This window comes from Chitinophaga lutea, assembly GCF_003813775.1.
GTDB lineage: Bacteria > Bacteroidota > Bacteroidia > Chitinophagales > Chitinophagaceae > Chitinophaga > Chitinophaga lutea.
Map to the genome: position 1 here is coordinate 564,389 of NZ_RPDH01000003.1, position 16,081 is coordinate 580,469.

15 protein-coding genes are annotated in these 16,081 nt (G+C 55.2%); 13 read left to right on the forward strand and 2 right to left on the reverse strand.

The annotated features are described in order from the left end of the window. The first annotated feature begins 30 nt into the window (after positions 1–30). Entirely contained in the window at positions 31–1,182 is a 1,152-nt protein-coding gene (locus EGT74_RS25345; RefSeq protein WP_123849413.1) for a hypothetical protein, read from the forward strand. 132 nt (positions 1,183–1,314) lie between these two features. On the opposite strand, the gene EGT74_RS25350 is transcribed toward EGT74_RS25345, so the two are convergent. Then, positions 1,315–3,165, reverse strand: a complete 1,851-nt coding sequence (locus tag EGT74_RS25350) for a type VI secretion system baseplate subunit TssF (RefSeq protein WP_123849414.1) — start codon at positions 3,163–3,165, stop codon at positions 1,315–1,317. Positions 3,166–3,170: 5 nt separating this feature from the next. Then, positions 3,171–3,608, reverse strand: a complete 438-nt coding sequence (locus EGT74_RS25355; protein ID WP_123849415.1) for a GPW/gp25 family protein — start codon at positions 3,606–3,608, stop codon at positions 3,171–3,173. A gap of 270 nt (positions 3,609–3,878) precedes the next feature. Here EGT74_RS25355 and EGT74_RS25360 point away from each other — a divergent pair, with 270 nt between their 5' ends. From EGT74_RS25360 to EGT74_RS25415, 12 genes are all read left to right on the forward strand, one after another. Then, entirely contained in the window at positions 3,879–4,394 is a 516-nt protein-coding gene (locus tag EGT74_RS25360; RefSeq protein ID WP_123849416.1) for a hypothetical protein, read from the forward strand. 18 nt (positions 4,395–4,412) lie between these two features. Beyond that, entirely contained in the window at positions 4,413–4,916 is a 504-nt protein-coding gene (gene tssO / locus EGT74_RS25365) for a type VI secretion system TssO (protein WP_123849417.1), read from the forward strand. Between the two features lie 27 nt (positions 4,917–4,943). Further along, entirely contained in the window at positions 4,944–5,864 is a 921-nt protein-coding gene (locus EGT74_RS25370; RefSeq protein ID WP_123849418.1) for a PKD domain-containing protein, read from the forward strand. Positions 5,865–5,885: 21 nt separating this feature from the next. Then, positions 5,886–8,309 (forward strand): type VI secretion system protein TssR domain-containing protein, encoded by a 2,424-nt coding sequence (gene tssR / locus EGT74_RS25375; RefSeq protein ID WP_123849419.1) that lies wholly within the window; start codon positions 5,886–5,888, stop codon positions 8,307–8,309. 2 nt (positions 8,310–8,311) lie between these two features. After that, positions 8,312–10,741 (forward strand): ATP-dependent Clp protease ATP-binding subunit, encoded by a 2,430-nt coding sequence (locus tag EGT74_RS25380; protein ID WP_123849420.1) that lies wholly within the window; start codon positions 8,312–8,314, stop codon positions 10,739–10,741. An 87-nt stretch (positions 10,742–10,828) separates the two neighbouring features. Then, the gene (locus EGT74_RS25385; RefSeq protein ID WP_123849421.1) at positions 10,829–11,275 is read left to right on the forward strand and encodes a type VI secretion system contractile sheath small subunit; all 447 of its coding nucleotides are present in this window, start codon (positions 10,829–10,831) and stop codon (positions 11,273–11,275) included. 82 nt (positions 11,276–11,357) lie between these two features. Next, on the forward strand, positions 11,358–12,749 hold the full coding sequence (locus EGT74_RS25390) for a DUF5458 family protein (RefSeq protein WP_123849422.1): 1,392 nt from the start codon (positions 11,358–11,360) through the stop codon (positions 12,747–12,749). Between the two features lie 53 nt (positions 12,750–12,802). After that, on the forward strand, positions 12,803–13,375 hold the full coding sequence (locus EGT74_RS25395; protein WP_123849423.1) for an NAD(P)H-dependent oxidoreductase: 573 nt from the start codon (positions 12,803–12,805) through the stop codon (positions 13,373–13,375). A gap of 192 nt (positions 13,376–13,567) precedes the next feature. Further along, on the forward strand, positions 13,568–13,969 hold the full coding sequence (gene tssD, locus EGT74_RS25400; RefSeq protein WP_123849424.1) for a type VI secretion system tube protein TssD: 402 nt from the start codon (positions 13,568–13,570) through the stop codon (positions 13,967–13,969). 117 nt (positions 13,970–14,086) lie between these two features. Continuing rightward, complete coding sequence (gene tssD, locus EGT74_RS25405; protein WP_123849425.1) at positions 14,087–14,479, forward strand: type VI secretion system tube protein TssD; 393 nt, start codon at positions 14,087–14,089, stop codon at positions 14,477–14,479. A 91-nt stretch (positions 14,480–14,570) separates the two neighbouring features. Further along, positions 14,571–15,473: a hypothetical protein gene (locus tag EGT74_RS25410; protein ID WP_123849426.1), complete on the forward strand. Its 903-nt coding sequence runs from the start codon at positions 14,571–14,573 to the stop codon at positions 15,471–15,473. Continuing rightward, positions 15,473–16,081, forward strand: a complete 609-nt coding sequence (locus EGT74_RS25415; RefSeq protein ID WP_123849427.1) for a hypothetical protein — start codon at positions 15,473–15,475, stop codon at positions 16,079–16,081. The genes EGT74_RS25410 and EGT74_RS25415 overlap by 1 nt, the downstream gene beginning before the upstream one ends.

Below are 16,081 nucleotides of genomic sequence, written 5' to 3' on the forward strand. Positions count from 1 at the left end.
CCCATTTGTACACACTGAAAAAGTATTGTTATGTTATTTCCTGTAAAGCACCCCGCTGTGAATTGGGTAGACGGTATGAAGATTTCCCGCCGCCAGTTTATCGATACCGACAATCATTTCACCGATTCCCTGCGCGATACGGCCTCCCTGTTCCTCCGTAACTACGATTTCGGCCTGTTGCCACCGTTCCGCGGCCAGCGGCTGTCGTGCGACTTCGAGATCAGCGAGCGCATCGGCCAGGTGGAAGTGCGGCTGCGCCAGTGCAGCGCCATCACCGCGGGCGGCGTGCGCATTCATTTCGTGCCGGACGGGTATGACGATCAGCTGGTGAAACAGTTCGCTTTTACAGGAGAAGAGGAAAAAGACAACCAGGCGCAGCATTACAGCATCGTGCTGGGCGCGAACCCTTACGAGCGGGTGCCCGCGGGCACGCCAGACGCCGGGGAAACGCCGCCGCGCCATCCTTACGCCGGCGTACAATACGACCTTTCGATACTGCCGGCCAGCCAGGTGGAAGCCGGCGAAATGGGGCTGAACCACCTCGTGATCGGGCAGATCACCCGCGAAAACGGGCGCGTGTCCGTCAACGGCCAGTACATCCCGCCCTCCGCGGCGATCGTGAGCCATCCCGGGCTGATACGTTATTACGAGCGCTTCAGCGCCCTGCTCAATGAAATACAGATCAGCAGCCTGCGCATCATCGAAAAGGTGGCGGCGCGCGACAATAAACTTACCCTTGCCCTCAATATCAAAATGCTCTGCGAGCGCCTGCTCGACTATATCGCGCAGATCTTCTTCAGTTACCGCAACATGATGCACCAGCAGCCGCCGGTGATGCTGGTAAGCTGTTTTTCCAACATGGCGCACCTCTTTTATTCCACGCTGCACTATTCCGGCGCGAAAGAAAAAGAAGAGATGCTCAAATATTTTTACGAGTGGAAGGACGTGACGCCCGGCAACTTCGAGGACCTGTTGCTGCGCACCATCGATGTGGTGTACGATCATTACAACATCCACCGCTCCATGGAGCAGGTGAGCGAATGCATGCAGGTGCTGGCGGCGCTGCTCAACAAACTCAGCAGCCTCGAATTCATCGGCCAGCCTAAAGGCAACATCGTGGTGGCGGAAGAAAAAATGGTGGAGCAGATCAAAGTCCGCAATTCGTGGAGCATCCTTGATTAGCGTATGGTTTCGCTATGGCAGGATCGGCCGGTAGTTTATCAGGCATCTTCGATTAGGCGCATACCGCGCATGGTTTCGCTATGGCAGGTTTAACCGGTCATTTGCGGTGCATCCTCTATTAGGCGCATACCCTTATTGCAGGATCAGCCGGTAATGTGTGAGGATGCTGCTGCGTGTTTTCAGTTTATGCAGCAGCTGCCGGCTCGTCAATTCCCATTCTTCGGTGGTGTATGCATGATTGAGGGCCTGCCGGATGTGGATGTCCGTCGTTTTTTTGAGGCCTTCCTTCGGGTGAGGGGAGGCCATTACGCCGCGTTTCACCTGAATCTCCGCGGCTCTTTGCCCCAGTTCGTATTTACAGAAATTTTTAATGTCGTCTTCGGTCACGATGCGGTCGCGCGTCATGAGGGCGTATTTGTACGCCTGCAGCAGGTTACCCTGGTCGGCTGCTTTCCGTGCGCCGAAGGGCCGGGTCAGCAGCAGTAACGATTCCGCGCGCACGCCCGCGCCTTCGAACTGCACCAGGGGCAGGCCGCTGCGGAGCTGGTGGGCGGCTTCGCTTTGCGTGGTCCAGTAATCGAGGTACATCACTTCGGTGGGGTGCTGCGGTTTCACGATCACGTAGCGGGTGGATTCCGTCATGTCCGTCAAACTGTGCCGGGCTTTCTGTTCCACCAGCGCGATGTTCTGCTGGAGGCTCTGCAGCACGTCCGTCAGGAAGTCGTAACCGTATGCGGAGAACGCCGCGCTTTCGTCGCGCAACAGTTCGAACAGGTACGTGATCATTTCGCGGGCGTTGCGGCTGTCGAACCGCTCTGCGCCGCCGTGCCGCACGGAATAAGCATCCTGGCCCTGCGTTTCGCTTTCGTTGTACGAAACGGGATGGTAATGTTTGCCCCGGCTGTCGGTCAGCTGCTGCACACTCAGGAAAAATTCGTGCGGCTCGGGTTTGACGGGGATGATGTTGCCGATGCCTTTAAAGCGGTGTTTGATTTTGTGGAGGCGGCGGTTCACGACGGGGAAGGCGTTGGTGTACACTTCCATATTGTCGAGCAGCGGTTGCTGGATGGCCGCCGGGAATGTGAGCTGTAGCCACAGCACCGGATCCTGCAGCCGGCCGAGGTCCTGCGCGCCGAACACTTTTTCGAACGGCGCGGGATAACGCAGTTTTTCGTGCTCATGCGGGCGGATGGACAGGGTGAGGAAATGGTCCTGGTAGTATTCCATCACATCGCGCACCAGCACGGGCATGATATCGAATGCCAGCGTTTTGTTCAGCGTGCCCTGGGCCGGTTGCAGCGCGTCGGCATCGTAAGGGAAACCGCCGGTGAGCGGGATGCTGTGCCCGTTGATGGCGGCATCGCAGAGCGCCAGCAGTTTATACCATTCATGATCGAACGCAAAGTGCGGCCAGTTGAAATACAAAGGGAACTGTTCCAGCGCCGTAATGCCCGGATGGATGCGGATGCCGAGCCACAGTGTTTGCGGCGGCAGGTAAGCGCCGCCCGCTGCGGCCGCCTGTAATATTTTTCCGCGCTGTGGATCATAGTGATAGAGGCGGTTGCCGGTAGCCATGTAAAGCACTGCCGCATCGTGCGCCTGCACGGGCACGGCGGGCGTGAAGAACACTTCCTGTCCGGGTGTATTGCCTGCCGCCTGTTTGCGCGGGCTATAGATAAAATGTTTCTGATCGGATAAAAGCTCCGTTGCATCCGCCGGGTAGGCCTGCATAAGCGCATGGGCGGGCAGGGGCGTGGTGAGCAGGTCCGGCGTGAGCAGGGCCGCCAGTTTGTTGAGCAGGCGGTTTTCCGTATTGCGCAGGTCGTTGGCGAGATTGTACAGCTCGCCGCTCAACGCCTCTATCAGCAGCCGCACCATGGGATCCAGCTCCGCGGCGGAACGGATGCCCCAGAAGTCGGCCGCGCTTTGCAGCAGCCGCGCCTTGATGTCTTCCTTCGAAGTGTAATGTACCGGGTATTGCATAACCTTTATTCAGATGATAACGGGCTCAGGAACAAAGCCGTTGCAAATACATAATTTTCGCCGGTGGCCGTGAGCCGGCCTGTCACCGTAATATCGACCTTCTTTTTGATCTCCGTCATCCGCCGCAGGGGGAACACCTTCTCCACGTCGGACACGTTGATGAATGCGTCCACTTCGTACAGCCGCTTCTCCTGGTCCCGCACGGCGCGTTTCACCGACTGGCTCATTTTGTCTTCCCACATCGCCTGGTTCACGATCAGCTCGAAGTCGAGCTCCCACACCTCGCAACCGAACGCCGGATTGAAGCGGTGCTCGCCGAAGCGGGAAAAAATGATCAACTCGATATGCTGACTGATGGAGATGCCCGCATCGCAGGTTTCCAGGGGCTGGTTGGAAAACAAACGGGAGAAGTTGAAAGGTTTTTTATAGAACGAGGTACTCATGGCTGCCGGTTAACGTCACTATCAAAACTAAATAAATTCGCGATAAATTCATTTTCCAGCATAATATTTGTTTGTATATTCGCTCGACGGGTTTTCACATATATCCTCGAAATAATATGTGGTAAACCTTTGCAGAAGAGCCCCGGCGTAAACAGAAGAATTGTTAGTAACCAGAGAAGAACCATTATTTTATTAATACATAAACGTTGTAGTATAACCCGGTTACCCAAAATATGTGACCGTATCTAAAGCCTGAAACCATGGATCCGTATGAAGCCGATCAATCAGCATGAACTGAACAAGGGGTATTTTAATTTCATTGCTTATTTCGTTGCGCTGATATTGCTCGTGGTGGTGTGTGTGGCCTGTTTTTTTTCGGCCAACCGTCATGAACTGAAGCTGCTGGCGGAAGAAGTGCGGCGTTACGACCAGCTGGCGTACCAGCGGGAGGAGGTGGCTGCGCGCTTCGACCAGATGCTGTTCAAGCTGCGGGCATTCAGCCAGTATGTGAACGCCGACGCGCAGGTGCTGAGCAACCAGGCGCTGCTGATCAACGGCGTACAATCCGAAAATAACCGCGTGCGCGGCCTGCTGGAGGAGAACGCCGGCGACGGGGCGGCGCCCGGCAGTGAACTGTATCAGAAAATGACGCGCCACGTGGTGGTGCTGGCCGGTTTGAAAGACTCCCTTTCGCAAACCCGCTTCAGCTCCGAAAGCCTCCGCCAGCAGCTCGATGCATGCAGCAAGGCCACCCGTAAAGCCGTGAACAACCTCAACCGATTTTAAGCCCGATAGCGATACCATATGGCCCATTTAAGTATTAAGGAAAGACAGGAACAATTCCTGTTCCTGCTGGTGCTCACCCTCGTTGCCGTCAGCCTTCTCAGCTGGCTGCTCTTCGGCACGCGCGATTTACGCACCGGCGCCATCAAGGAAAAACTGGCACAAAGAATGCAGGAAGAACAACAGTTCGCCCGCGTAGTAGACGAAGTGCAACCCGTAGTGGATTCTACCTACAAAAGAATCATGGAATTTGACCCCGGCGTTACCGCGCTGTTCCTGGAGTCCGACATCCTCAACGCCATCGGCAGCGTGAAAGCGGCTTACCAGCGAAGGGCGCACGACCTGAAATACAAAACCTTCAACCAGGAAGCGCAATTACTCGAAATACTGTTTTACGATAAAAAGGAACTGCGCGGCAATTACCGCAACATCAAAAAGCTGCAGGACGACCTGGACCAGTGTAAACTGTCGCAGCGCGGCATCCAGGAAGCGATCCTGAACCGCAACCGGAATCAGCCCAACTAAGCACCTAAAGACGAACATATTCTATCAATGGAAGGAACCACCAGGAATAACGCCATCCGCTCGGACAACCGCAACCGGGTTTATCTTTATATCGCACTGGCCGTGCTTTTGCTGGCCGTGGTATTTCTGCTGATCAAACTTTTCTTCAGCAACCCGCAGATCAATGCCCACCTGCTGAAGAACGAGATTTTCCTCAACGAAAACCTGGTATATACGGATAATACGCCCGGGGCCAGCAAATGGAGCTGGGAGTTCGGCGACGGCAACAAATCGAAAGAACAGAGCGGGTATTACCGGTTCAGGGAAGCCGGCACCTACCTCGTGCGCCTCACGGTAGACGGCGATATGCAGCAGCAGTTCGCGGTAGTGGTGAAAGATACGGTGCCACTGGTGCTGGCCGACAGCATCCGGATTTCCGGGCCCACCGCCGGCGTTACCGGCATGCAGCTGCGCCTCGAGGCAGAAGGCGACGCCAATATTTTCGAATGGGCCTTCGGTGAAACCGGCCGCGTGGACGTAAAAGGCCGCAACGCCTATTACACCTACCGCATGCCCGGGCGTTACACCGTTACGCTGCGCACAGACAAAAGCACCGTGCCCGTGTATTACGTGCTCAACATCACCGAACCGCTGACCGACATCGGGCTGGTAGACCCCAATGCAGGCGGGCAGGCGCTGATGGACGATTTTAAAACACGCCTGCAGGCCATCGCCAACGGCGCGAATTTTAATACGCATTATTATTACCTCGTCAGGAAATACCTCTGTAACGGGGAAAAAACGACAGCCCAGGCGGAAGATGAAACAGGAAGGAAGAACACCGATTTTTATTCCTACTGCATCGGCCTCACGTTCAGTAAAAACGTGGTGATCGATGAAGTGAGCCTCACCCTTTCGCCTTCCAAATGCGTAAGCCTGGTGCAGGTAAAGCAGCACCGCCGGTCTTAACATCTAAACAGCCTATAAGCGATGAGAGGAGTATTCATTTTGTTATCCGTAGTATGCAGCCTTCCCCTGAAGGCACAGTTCTATGCCGGCAAGCGCATAGCCAAAATGCCGTCCAACTTCCGGTACCCGACCCCGCAGACCAAAGACCCCTCCGGCAAAAACGAATCGACCGCCTGGATCGTATTCTCCGACCGGGAAGACAGTTATACCACTACCACGCCTGGCGGCTCGCTGGTATTCAAAAAGCTGAACTTCATGCAGCCCTTTTTTGTCAGCGATGAAAAAGAAGGATATCTGCGCCTGGTGAAATACGATCCCTCCATCCTCAAAGGCACCAAGGTGCAGGACAAGCGCAAGGCCGTGAGTTATGGCTGGGTGGCGCGCAACAAGGTGCTCATGTGGCAGAAGGCGCTTACCGACGAACGGACCAACTTCCCCATCAAAGCCGTTACCATCATCAACGGCGGCGACCCTATCGCGCGGCCTGAATTTTACTTCAGCCACGATTCCGTGGTGGTGTTCAATTCTCCCGAACTGCAGGTGCCTTCCAGGGAAAAATTGAAGCTGCACGACCTCGTGTACATTTATAAATTTTCCGAAGACGGCCGCAAAGCCCTGGTAGGCCATGCCAGCCAGCTGACGGCAGACAGCGCCGCCGCCGTGATGGCGGGCTGGGTATCGGCCGATGCCGTGCACCTCTGGGGCAGCCGGCTGTATGTGGGCACCAGCCGCGTATCCGGGCACGATGAAGACTCCGCCGCGGCGCGGTATCTCAGCGGCAAACTCACGCCCCAGAAAACCACCGGCGGCAATTTCGAATACGACCCGCTGCTGCCCGTGGGCAACCCCGTATTCCGCGCCATTCCCGTGATGCAGCACAAAGGGCTGGGCGTCAAAACGCATCCGTTCTTTTCTTCCGTGGCCAATAATGTGTTCGACAAATCGTCCAACACCGTCATCAATATCAAAGGCACCCGCATCGACTACAACAACTACCTGCGCCTGCGCCGCTTCGGCAACCGTGTGAACGTGATGTTTGTGGTGGATGGGGGCAGTCCCATGAAAAATTACCTGCCCGGCATTACCAATACCATCCAGAATTTCGCCGACGTGTTCGGCAAAAAATCTTTTGCCGGTTACGAATACCGCTTCGGGGCGGTGGTGTACCGCGGCGCCGACGGGTGTTACCAGAACAAGGGGATGAACACCTTCGAGCCGACCGGTAACTACAGCCGCATCGTGGATTTCATCAACAAGCAGGCCGCCATTACGCAGCAGTGCGCCGGTACCGTCACCGACCAGCCATATTACGAAGGTTTGCAGGCCGCCATCAACGTGCTGAAGAAATACCCCATGCAAACCAATATCATCATCGTGGCCGGCAGCACGGGCAATATCAAGGGCACGTCGCTTACGGCCGAGCCCCAGCTCATCCGCGGGCTGGTGGAAACAGATGCGCGCATGCTGGTGTTCCAGGTGTATAACAAGTTCGATCCTGCTTTCAATAACTTCGTGCTCGAATCGCGCGAGCTGCTCGAGAAAGCCGCGCAGCAGCAGGCCGAAAGCAAGAAGCTGCGGATGGTGAAAGGCGAGGGCCTCGCCGTGACGCAGCAGTTCAACACGGCTTACACCGATTCCGTTTCATATTATCTCAACTACCCCGAAGGCAGCCTCATTCCCGGTGCCATCGTGTTCCCCGGCAGGGGCGCGGTGAAAACCAACCGCGAAATGATGGTGGCCCTCAACCGCTTCCTGCAGGAAGTGTATACAGACAACCGGCAGATCATCACCTCGCTCGACAGTGTGTTCATGACCTCCGGCCGCCTGCGCGAAAAGATCACCGAGCCCGTGATGAACAGCATCAACCAGCCCGGCGTCAGCATCCCGCGCGACTTCGGCGAGCACCTGCCCCATAACGCCTTCAAATATTATTTCGACGTGAACGTGAAGGAGGGCATCACCGATAACGGCGCGCCCGTGCAGTTCGCCATTATGCTCAGCCATGATGAAATGCTGCAGCTCACTGATCTCTTATCGCGCCTCGCTGGCGATAATCTGCAACAGGATGGGAAAAATTTCCGCAAACTGTTGTTTAAAAGTTACGTGGCTTACGGCGCTACCCAATGGAAAGGCGCCCATACCAAAGCCACCATCAAAAACATGAAGCTGCCCCAATACCTGGAAAGCGCTACCGGTATGCCGGTAGACCTGGGCCCGCTGAACGGGCAAACCGTGAAGGGCATCCGCAACGGCATGCAGCAGGGGGAGTTTGAAGAGCTGGTGGCGTACCTCCGCCGCTGCAACCAGGTGCTGAAAGTGCAGCTGCAGACCGGCGACTATTTTATTTCCAACGGAAGGCCGTATTTCTATATCGTTCAGAACGACTGGAAGTATGGTGGCAATCAACCCGTACCCACGGTGGCCGCCGCAAAAGAAAACGAATGACCATGAACTTTCTGAACCTCAGTGAATCCGTAAAACATGCCATGCACGTGGCGCAGTCGCTGGCCCGCGAACGCAGGCACGCCAGTTATGGCCCGCCGCACCTGCTGGCCGGGCTGCTGCATAAAGAAACCGGGTTGCGCCCTTTCCTGCAGGCTATCGACAAAGATGCCGGCTACCTGCAGGAGTGGGCCGAAGTAAGGCTCGATGAATATCCCAATGTGCATGCCCTGTCGGCCGACGTGAACGGCACCCCTGAAGTGACCGATGTGCTGGAAGAAGCCGACGACGTACGGCTGAAGATGGGGCTGGACCTGATCACGCCCGTATGCGTGCTCACTGCGCTCAGCAAGCCCAACATCGGTTTCCCGGCCGACCAGATGAAGTCTTTCCCCCTGAAGGAGCGCGAGCTCATCAGCGCTTACCTCAGCGAACCGCCGCCGCTGCATACCAATGGCCACGCGAAGGAGCCCGCCGAAGAAACGCGCGGCGCCGGGGCGCTGGCGAAGTACTGCATCGACAGAACGGCCGAAGCCCGCAACGGCCAGCAGGATCCCATCATCGGCCGGGATATGGAGCTGCGCATGGTGATGGAGGTGCTCTGCCGCCGTTCCAAGCCGAATGTGATCATCACCGGCGATGCCGGCGTGGGCAAAACCGCGCTGGTAGACGGGCTGGCGCAGCAGATCGTGAACGGCGACGCGCCGGCCGTGCTCAAAGATGCCGCCATCATGGAGCTCGACACCGGCAGCCTCATCGCAGGCGCTTCCTATAAAGGAGAAATCGAAGACCGCCTTAAAAGCATTATCGCCGACATCAAACGATCCGGCAAGGTGATACTCTTTATTGATGAAATTCACAGTCTGCTCGACCCCAAGGGCTCCATCGGCAGCGGGGCGGGCAACCTGCTCAAACCCGAGCTGGCGCGTGGCGACATCACCGTGATCGGCGCCACCACCATCGAAGAATACCGCAAGCTCATAGAGCCAGAAAAAGCCTTCAGCCGCCGCTTCGAGGTGGTGCAGGTGCCCGAGCCCGACGACGCTACGGCTGCGCGGATGCTGCACTGCCAGCTGGCGCTGTACGAGCGGCACCACCAGCTCAAGGTACAGGAAGGCACGGTGGAAGAATGTGTGCGCCTGGCGAGGCGGTACATGAAAGACCGGCGGCTGCCAGATGCCGCGTTCGATTTGCTCGACCGGACCATGGCCGCCATCAAGATGATGAACGACACTTCCGTGCGTGAGCTCGAAGAGCTGCGCCGGCAGGTGGAGGAGGAAAGCGACCTCGAACGCGTGCACGATAATTTCCGGCGGCGCCTGAGCCCGGTGTTGCTGGGCCGCCTCGATGCGCCGCCCCCGGACGGCGATATCACCAAAGCCTACCTCGAAGAAACGCTGGAGCAGCTGCGGGCATTGGCCGCCGTCACGATCGAAGAAGCCGGGCGGCAGGATGCGGCCGCGGTGATCTCTTTCAAAACCGGCATCCCCATCGGCAAGATACAGGCCGGCGAGAAGGAGAAACTGATGAACATGGAAGCCCACCTCAAACAACGCGTGGTGGGGCAGGACCATGCCCTGAAAGCCCTTTCCGCCGCCATTCTCGAATCGCGGAGCGGGCTGGGGAAGAAGGGGCAGCCCATCGGGTCGTTCTTCCTGCTGGGGCCTACCGGTACCGGCAAAACGGAGCTGGCCAAATCGATCGCCGAATTTTTGTTCAACGACGAAAAGGCGATGATCCGGTTCGATATGAGCGAGTTCAAGGAAGAGCATTCCGCCGCGTTGCTGTATGGCGCGCCGCCGGGCTATGTGGGGTACGAGGAAGGCGGCCTGCTGGTGAACAAGATACGGCAACAGCCGTACGCCGTACTGTTGTTTGACGAGATCGAAAAGGCCCATCCCTCCGTATTCGATATTTTCCTGCAGATCATGGACGAAGGCATCATCCACGACAGGCTGGGGAAGGAGGGCGATTTTTCCAACGCGCTCATCCTGTTCACCTCCAACATCGGCAGCGAGTGGATCTCCGAGCAGTTTGGCCAGGGGCGGATGCCGGAGCCGGCGCAGCTGATGGAGCTGATGACGCGGCACTTCCGGCCCGAGTTCCTCGCCCGTTTATCCGAGATCGTGCCGTTTGGCCCTATTACGGAAGACAATGTGGTGAAGATCTTCGACATCCAGCTGAAGAGCCTGCTGGAGGCATTGGCGCGGCAGCACATCACGCTGGAGATATCCGGTGAGGCGCGTCGGGCCCTGGCCCTGAGCGGGTTTACGCCCCGGTATGGCGCGCGGCAGATCACCGGCGTGATACGGAACAAACTGCGAAGGCCCATTTCGCGGCACATCATCGCCGGGGAACTGGGGGCGGGGCAGACCATCTCCGTAAGCCTCGGCGAGGGCTCCGGAGAGCTGAGCTGGCACATCGGACCGGATTGAAAAATTTAATATTGAATTGGCGTAAAAGCCTTATTTTTATAATACCCGAACAGTTGTTAATCTATCATCTCATAAAAAGTCTCAGATATGTTTAATTATGAAATCGGCGGAAACGAGCGGAAGGTGGATGTTTCAGAAGCCATCACCGATATATCACCCAACAAGACTTTGTTTGTTCAGCAGTTAACCGACTCGGAACCTGTCAAACCGGAAATCGTGGAAGGCCTTAAAACAGTGGATGACGTATTCCGCCATTTTAAACCGAACGTAGGCGTCAGCTTCGAGAACGAAGACGGATCATCGAAGGATGAAACGCTGCAGTTCCAGCACCTGGGCGACTTTTCGGTGAAGAGCATGGTGCAGCAGAGCGCCACTCTCGGAACCCTGAAGCTGGAAAACGATGTATATCTCAACATCATCCGCCAGCTCAAAACGAATAAAACGCTGAAAGCAACCCTGGAGAACCCCGAAACCCGCCAGGCATTTGCAGCCGCGTTGGAGAACCTTGCGAAAGAATTACAGCAGCATATCTGATACGCCAGTTGATTTTGTTGATCTATTGACCATATACTATTAATACCGCTGTTCGCTGCTGAATAGCTATAAACCGTACTTCATGTCAGCACAAAATGAAAAACTGCAGGATGCCCGGCAACACGAGCCCGGTCTGCAACATAACGCCCCCGCGGAAACCTCCCTGCAACCATTGGAAGAAAACCTGCAGCGGCTTGTAAAAGTCGGCGGATTCGATTTCCTCGAAGCCATCGTGGACGGCCTGCAGAACCTCAACCCGGAGCGGAAAGCAAGGAAGAAGATCTTCCTGACAGACCAGGATAAAACCGCCGAAAGGAAAGAACTGCTCAAGAAGATCCAGCTCTGGCAGGAACTGCTCAAAAAAGGCGGCAGCCTCAGCGAACTGAAAGACGAATGCCAGCAGAAGGCCGATGAAAGCGAAGCCTTGCTGAAAAAGAATATCGGTGTTGCCCTCGACGCCACGCGCGACCTGGAGCAGGCTTACCGCACCGTGCACCTGTTTTTCAAAAACACGGAAAGCGACAAGCTGACCAACGTGGCCATTCTGAATGCCTCGATGGAACAGCTCACCGACCTCGATAACCCCCGGTTCATCGAGCACGTAGCCGAAGAATTCAAACGTAATTACGACCGCCTCGACCTGCGCGATAACTACTCCCTGCTGGTGATTCCCGGTTACCTGGGATCCAACAAGGTGGTGGAGCGCTGGGCGAAAATCGCGCACAACAATAAAACCATGCTGGTGACGGACTTCCTGAACCTCGACCAGCCGGACGATGTGATCGACCTGTTCACCGCCGCCAATCTCACCAGCGCAGACGCGTACCGTTCCAACGTGATCATGACCTGTAACTGGCTCGTGGGCCGCGGGAAAGTGGAAGACGCCGGGGAGGAAGACGACCTGTATGTGCCCGGATCCGCCGCGCTGGCCGGTAAAATGTATTACACCCTTATGAGCCAGGTGACCGCCGGTAAAAAACACGGCGCCATGAACGAGGCCGACGGCGTGCGTTTCGGTCTCAAAAAGAGCGAGATCTCCCAGCTCGAAAGGCTGGGCCTCGTACCCATGGTGAACGAATACGGCAAGGTGATGGCCTTTTCCGCCAAAACCCTGTTCAACGGCGATAATATCGGCCTGCAGACGTATTCGGTGGTGAGGGTGTTCGATTACGTGACCAAAGTGCTGTTCGACTTCCTCAACAGGCGGGCGTTCGAAAACTGGAATACCAAAACCGAAAAAGACCTGCGCGAGCAGATCGTGAAGTTCCTCGACAGTATCCAGGGGCCCGACCGCCTCATCGAACGGTTCAAGATCATGCGTTTCGAAAGGGATGAGGTGCAGAAAGACCGCATCCACCTGGATATCCACATCACCCCTTATTTCCCCGCCAAGAGCTTCGTGGTGAAACTCGACGGGTACAAGGGCGAAGATGAGCATACCACCTGGAACACCGAATACGCCGCCCAGAAATAGGCCTGTTTTGATTTGAACCGCCGAATGTTATATTTGTACAAGGCAAGTATAACATGAAGCATCTGTTAATATTACACGGCGACGCGGAAAAGGCAGGCATTAACCACGAGTTTGCGAAGGCATACCGCCAGGGAGCGGAATCGGTAGGAGCTGCCGTGAAGGAATTGTACATCATGGATCTGAAGTTCAATTCCAACAAACAGTTCTCCAACCAGATCACGCCGCTGGAGCCAGATTTGCTGATGGCGCTCGAACGGGTGCAGTGGGCCAGCCACATCGTGCTGTTCTGCACGGTGAACCACAGCTCCATCCCCGCCCGGCTGTCCGGTTTCTTCGACCGGCTTTTCCTGCCGCCCTTGCAGGGCATGGCGGATAAACAGGCGAAAGGCCTGGGCGTGTATCCCGGAAAATCGGCACGAATTGTGTCGGTACTCGATGAAGAAAGCTGGAAGGAATGGCAGCTGACCAAGAAGCCTACGTACCATGCCATCAAACGCAGCGTGCTGGAACGTTGCAGGATCAGCCCGGTGCGTACCTGTACGATCGGATACGTGCATTCGCCGGAAAATGATTACGCAAAAAAATGGATAGCGAAGATGCAGGCCTTTGGGGAAAAATTCATGTAAAATTTAACAAGCTGAAAACATGCGATGACAGAATTTGATTTATTTTAGCTCCTGATAATTGTTTGGAAGAATACACCCGGTAAAGAAGAACCTACAGATCAACAGCTCAATCACTGCCAGTAAGGAAACCATCTCAGGTAAAGTAACCATATACCCGTCTTTTTTTTCGTTGACCTATAAATATTAATTCACATGGCATTCAATGCAAAACTAAACATGGCAGGAAAGCAGTACGACGTACTGAGCTGCAGCTACACCCTGAACAGGGATGTTGATCACAAAGGCCGCCCCTCCTCAGGCGTTTACGGCGGCACCATCGATGTAGAGGTAGAATCCACGGAGGATACTTCCATTATTGAAGCGATGGTAAACAGCCAGTTCAAACCTTTCTCCGGCACGGTGCTCATCAAAAAAACCGATGAGGACGCCAAAATGAAAGAAGTGGCATTTGAGGGCGCTTTCATTGTTAAATACTCTGAAGGCCTCAATGTTATCGGATCCGACCCCATGAAGCTCCGCTTCACCATCTCTGCGCGCAAAATGAAACTGGGCAATGCAGAGCATGTGAACGACTGGCCGGACGCCAAAGCCTAGTCCCGATTATTATTGCATTTTTCCCCGGCCGGCCGCACAGGCTTTGCATCCGCGTATGCGAAACTTTCTGCATGCCGCCCCGGAAAACACTTTCTGACGATCTAAATTCAGACCACTATGGCATTTCAAGCAAAGCTGCAGTTAGGCAGCAAGGAGTATGATGTACTGCAATGCAGTTTTTCCCTCAACCGGGATGTGGACGCAAAAGGCCGCCCTTCATCAGGTGTGTACGGCGGCACCATTCACGTGGAAATCGAATCGACGGAAGATACGTCCGTGATCGAATCCATGGTGAACAGCCAGTTCAAACCCTTTGCAGGTAAAATCATCATCAAAAAAACGGATGAAGACGCGAAGATGAAAGAACTGACCTTCAGCAACGGCTTTATCATTCAATACAACGAAGGCATCAATGTGGTGGGCAACCATCCCATGACGCTCAGTTTCGTGATCTCTGCCCAGACCCTCAAAATGGGGAACGCAGAACATCATAACGACTGGCCTAAATAAACCGATGACGGCCAATATACTCAACACCGGTGTGCTGCCTTCACCAAGGCGGCACACCTATCATTGTATCCGGATACAGCAGTAAATGACAATGCAAACACATACCGGCGCCACCGTGCAACCGAAGGACAAGCCCAAACGCAAGCCCAAGGGAAAAACGCGCACAAAGCCGGGTGGCCCGGCCCCCAGGCCCGGTCCCACCAACGCGGAATACATCCAGCTGTTTGATACCTGCGAGTTAAAAAAAGAAAAGCTGGGAGAGATCGATAAGGTGATCGATGACAAGATCCTCGCCAACCGTGCGCGCTATGAAACCGTAGTGGCCACCCTGCAGGGAAGGCAGCTCTTCGGCCTGTCCCGTACCCCGGCATTGGGCGGCATTTCCTTTTTCCAGCCGCGGGATTTTTACAGTCCACAGCCGCAGGTGCAGCAACCGTCCGGGTTCTTCTTCCAGGACCTGTTCAACCGTTCACCCAACACCAATGTGTTCGATTTCCGGAACCCCTTCAATATCGGCTTCCGCACGAACCCGGATTTCTTCAACGCCGGGTCGGGGCGCGTGCCCTGGGCCATGATCGCGGTGATACACTACCTGGAGTGCAGCTCGGATTTTTCGAAACACCTGCACAATGGCGATCCCCTCACGGGCTACACCGTGAAGCATCCGCCCAACCGGCCCAAAAATGCCGGTAAACCGCCATTTACCTGGGAAGTGAGCGCAGTAGACGCGATGAGGCTCAAACAATTCGACAAAAAGCAAAACTGGACGCTGCCGGAGGTGCTGTACACACTGGAAGCCTACAACGGCTTCGGGTATCACAAAAACAAAAAAGGCAATACGCCATACCTCTGGAGTTACTCTAACCACTATACGAAAGGTAAGTATGTGAGAGACTTCAAATACGACTCGAATGCCGTTTCCGCCCAGATCGGGGCGGCGGTACTGCTGAAAAGAATGGAACAAAGAGGACTGATTTATTTACCAAGATTTTGATGAAAGGACCATACAGATATTTTTTACTGCTGTGCCTCATATGGGGCGTCGCCTGTAAATCAAAAAGCTCCGTCGGCACCGCGCAGGACACTGCCCGGCCGCTCACGGCAGCGCAGATAGCGCAACAGCCGCCTGCCGCCGGAGATGAAGAACAATTCGACGCCTTTTTCGATGCGTTCAGTGAAGCGGTGAAACAAAAGGATAAAAAGAAACTGGAAGGCATGCTGTTTTTTCCTTTCCAGACAGGCAACATCTGGCGGAACGATGACATCGCGCATATGAAGGACCCTGCGACGAACGAGCGTTTCAACCAGGTAGCGGAAAAAGAATACGGCGAGTATGCAGACCAGATATTCCACCCGGACGTTGTGCGCCTGCTGCCCCGTGCGGAAGGGGAAGCAATCGCGGAAATAGCTGGCGATACCAAAGACGATTATTATCTCCGCCTCAAACGCCATACCGACGCCGGTACCAGGATGTATGAAGTGTACCTGCAGTATGCGGAAGAAGGCCGGTCAACAGAAAGTTATTTCGCATTTGTGTTCGGCAAAGTGAAAGGACAATATAAAGCGCTCAGCTATTACGCCAAGTGGCCCGTAAAAGGCTGA

What these genes read in the sequence shown, in the direction of transcription:
- EGT74_RS25410 (WP_123849426.1), top strand. Translation starts at nt 14,571, where the DNA reads ATGCAAACACATACCGGCGCCACCGTGCAACCGAAGGACAAGCCCAAA.
- EGT74_RS25385 (WP_123849421.1), top strand. Translation starts at nt 10,829, where the DNA reads ATGTTTAATTATGAAATCGGCGGAAACGAGCGGAAGGTGGATGTTTCA.
- EGT74_RS25360 (WP_123849416.1), top strand. Translation starts at nt 3,879, where the DNA reads ATGAAGCCGATCAATCAGCATGAACTGAACAAGGGGTATTTTAATTTC.
- tssD (WP_123849424.1), top strand. Translation starts at nt 13,568, where the DNA reads ATGGCATTCAATGCAAAACTAAACATGGCAGGAAAGCAGTACGACGTA.
- EGT74_RS25345 (WP_123849413.1), top strand. Translation starts at nt 31, where the DNA reads ATGTTATTTCCTGTAAAGCACCCCGCTGTGAATTGGGTAGACGGTATG.
- EGT74_RS25355 (WP_123849415.1), bottom strand. Translation starts at nt 3,608, where the DNA reads ATGAGTACCTCGTTCTATAAAAAACCTTTCAACTTCTCCCGTTTGTTT.
- EGT74_RS25380 (WP_123849420.1), top strand. Translation starts at nt 8,312, where the DNA reads ATGAACTTTCTGAACCTCAGTGAATCCGTAAAACATGCCATGCACGTG.
- EGT74_RS25395 (WP_123849423.1), top strand. Translation starts at nt 12,803, where the DNA reads ATGAAGCATCTGTTAATATTACACGGCGACGCGGAAAAGGCAGGCATT.
- EGT74_RS25370 (WP_123849418.1), top strand. Translation starts at nt 4,944, where the DNA reads ATGGAAGGAACCACCAGGAATAACGCCATCCGCTCGGACAACCGCAAC.
- EGT74_RS25390 (WP_123849422.1), top strand. Translation starts at nt 11,358, where the DNA reads ATGTCAGCACAAAATGAAAAACTGCAGGATGCCCGGCAACACGAGCCC.
- EGT74_RS25350 (WP_123849414.1), bottom strand. Translation starts at nt 3,165, where the DNA reads ATGCAATACCCGGTACATTACACTTCGAAGGAAGACATCAAGGCGCGG.
- tssO (WP_123849417.1), top strand. Translation starts at nt 4,413, where the DNA reads ATGGCCCATTTAAGTATTAAGGAAAGACAGGAACAATTCCTGTTCCTG.
- tssD (WP_123849425.1), top strand. Translation starts at nt 14,087, where the DNA reads ATGGCATTTCAAGCAAAGCTGCAGTTAGGCAGCAAGGAGTATGATGTA.
- tssR (WP_123849419.1), top strand. Translation starts at nt 5,886, where the DNA reads ATGAGAGGAGTATTCATTTTGTTATCCGTAGTATGCAGCCTTCCCCTG.
- EGT74_RS25415 (WP_123849427.1), top strand. Translation starts at nt 15,473, where the DNA reads ATGAAAGGACCATACAGATATTTTTTACTGCTGTGCCTCATATGGGGC.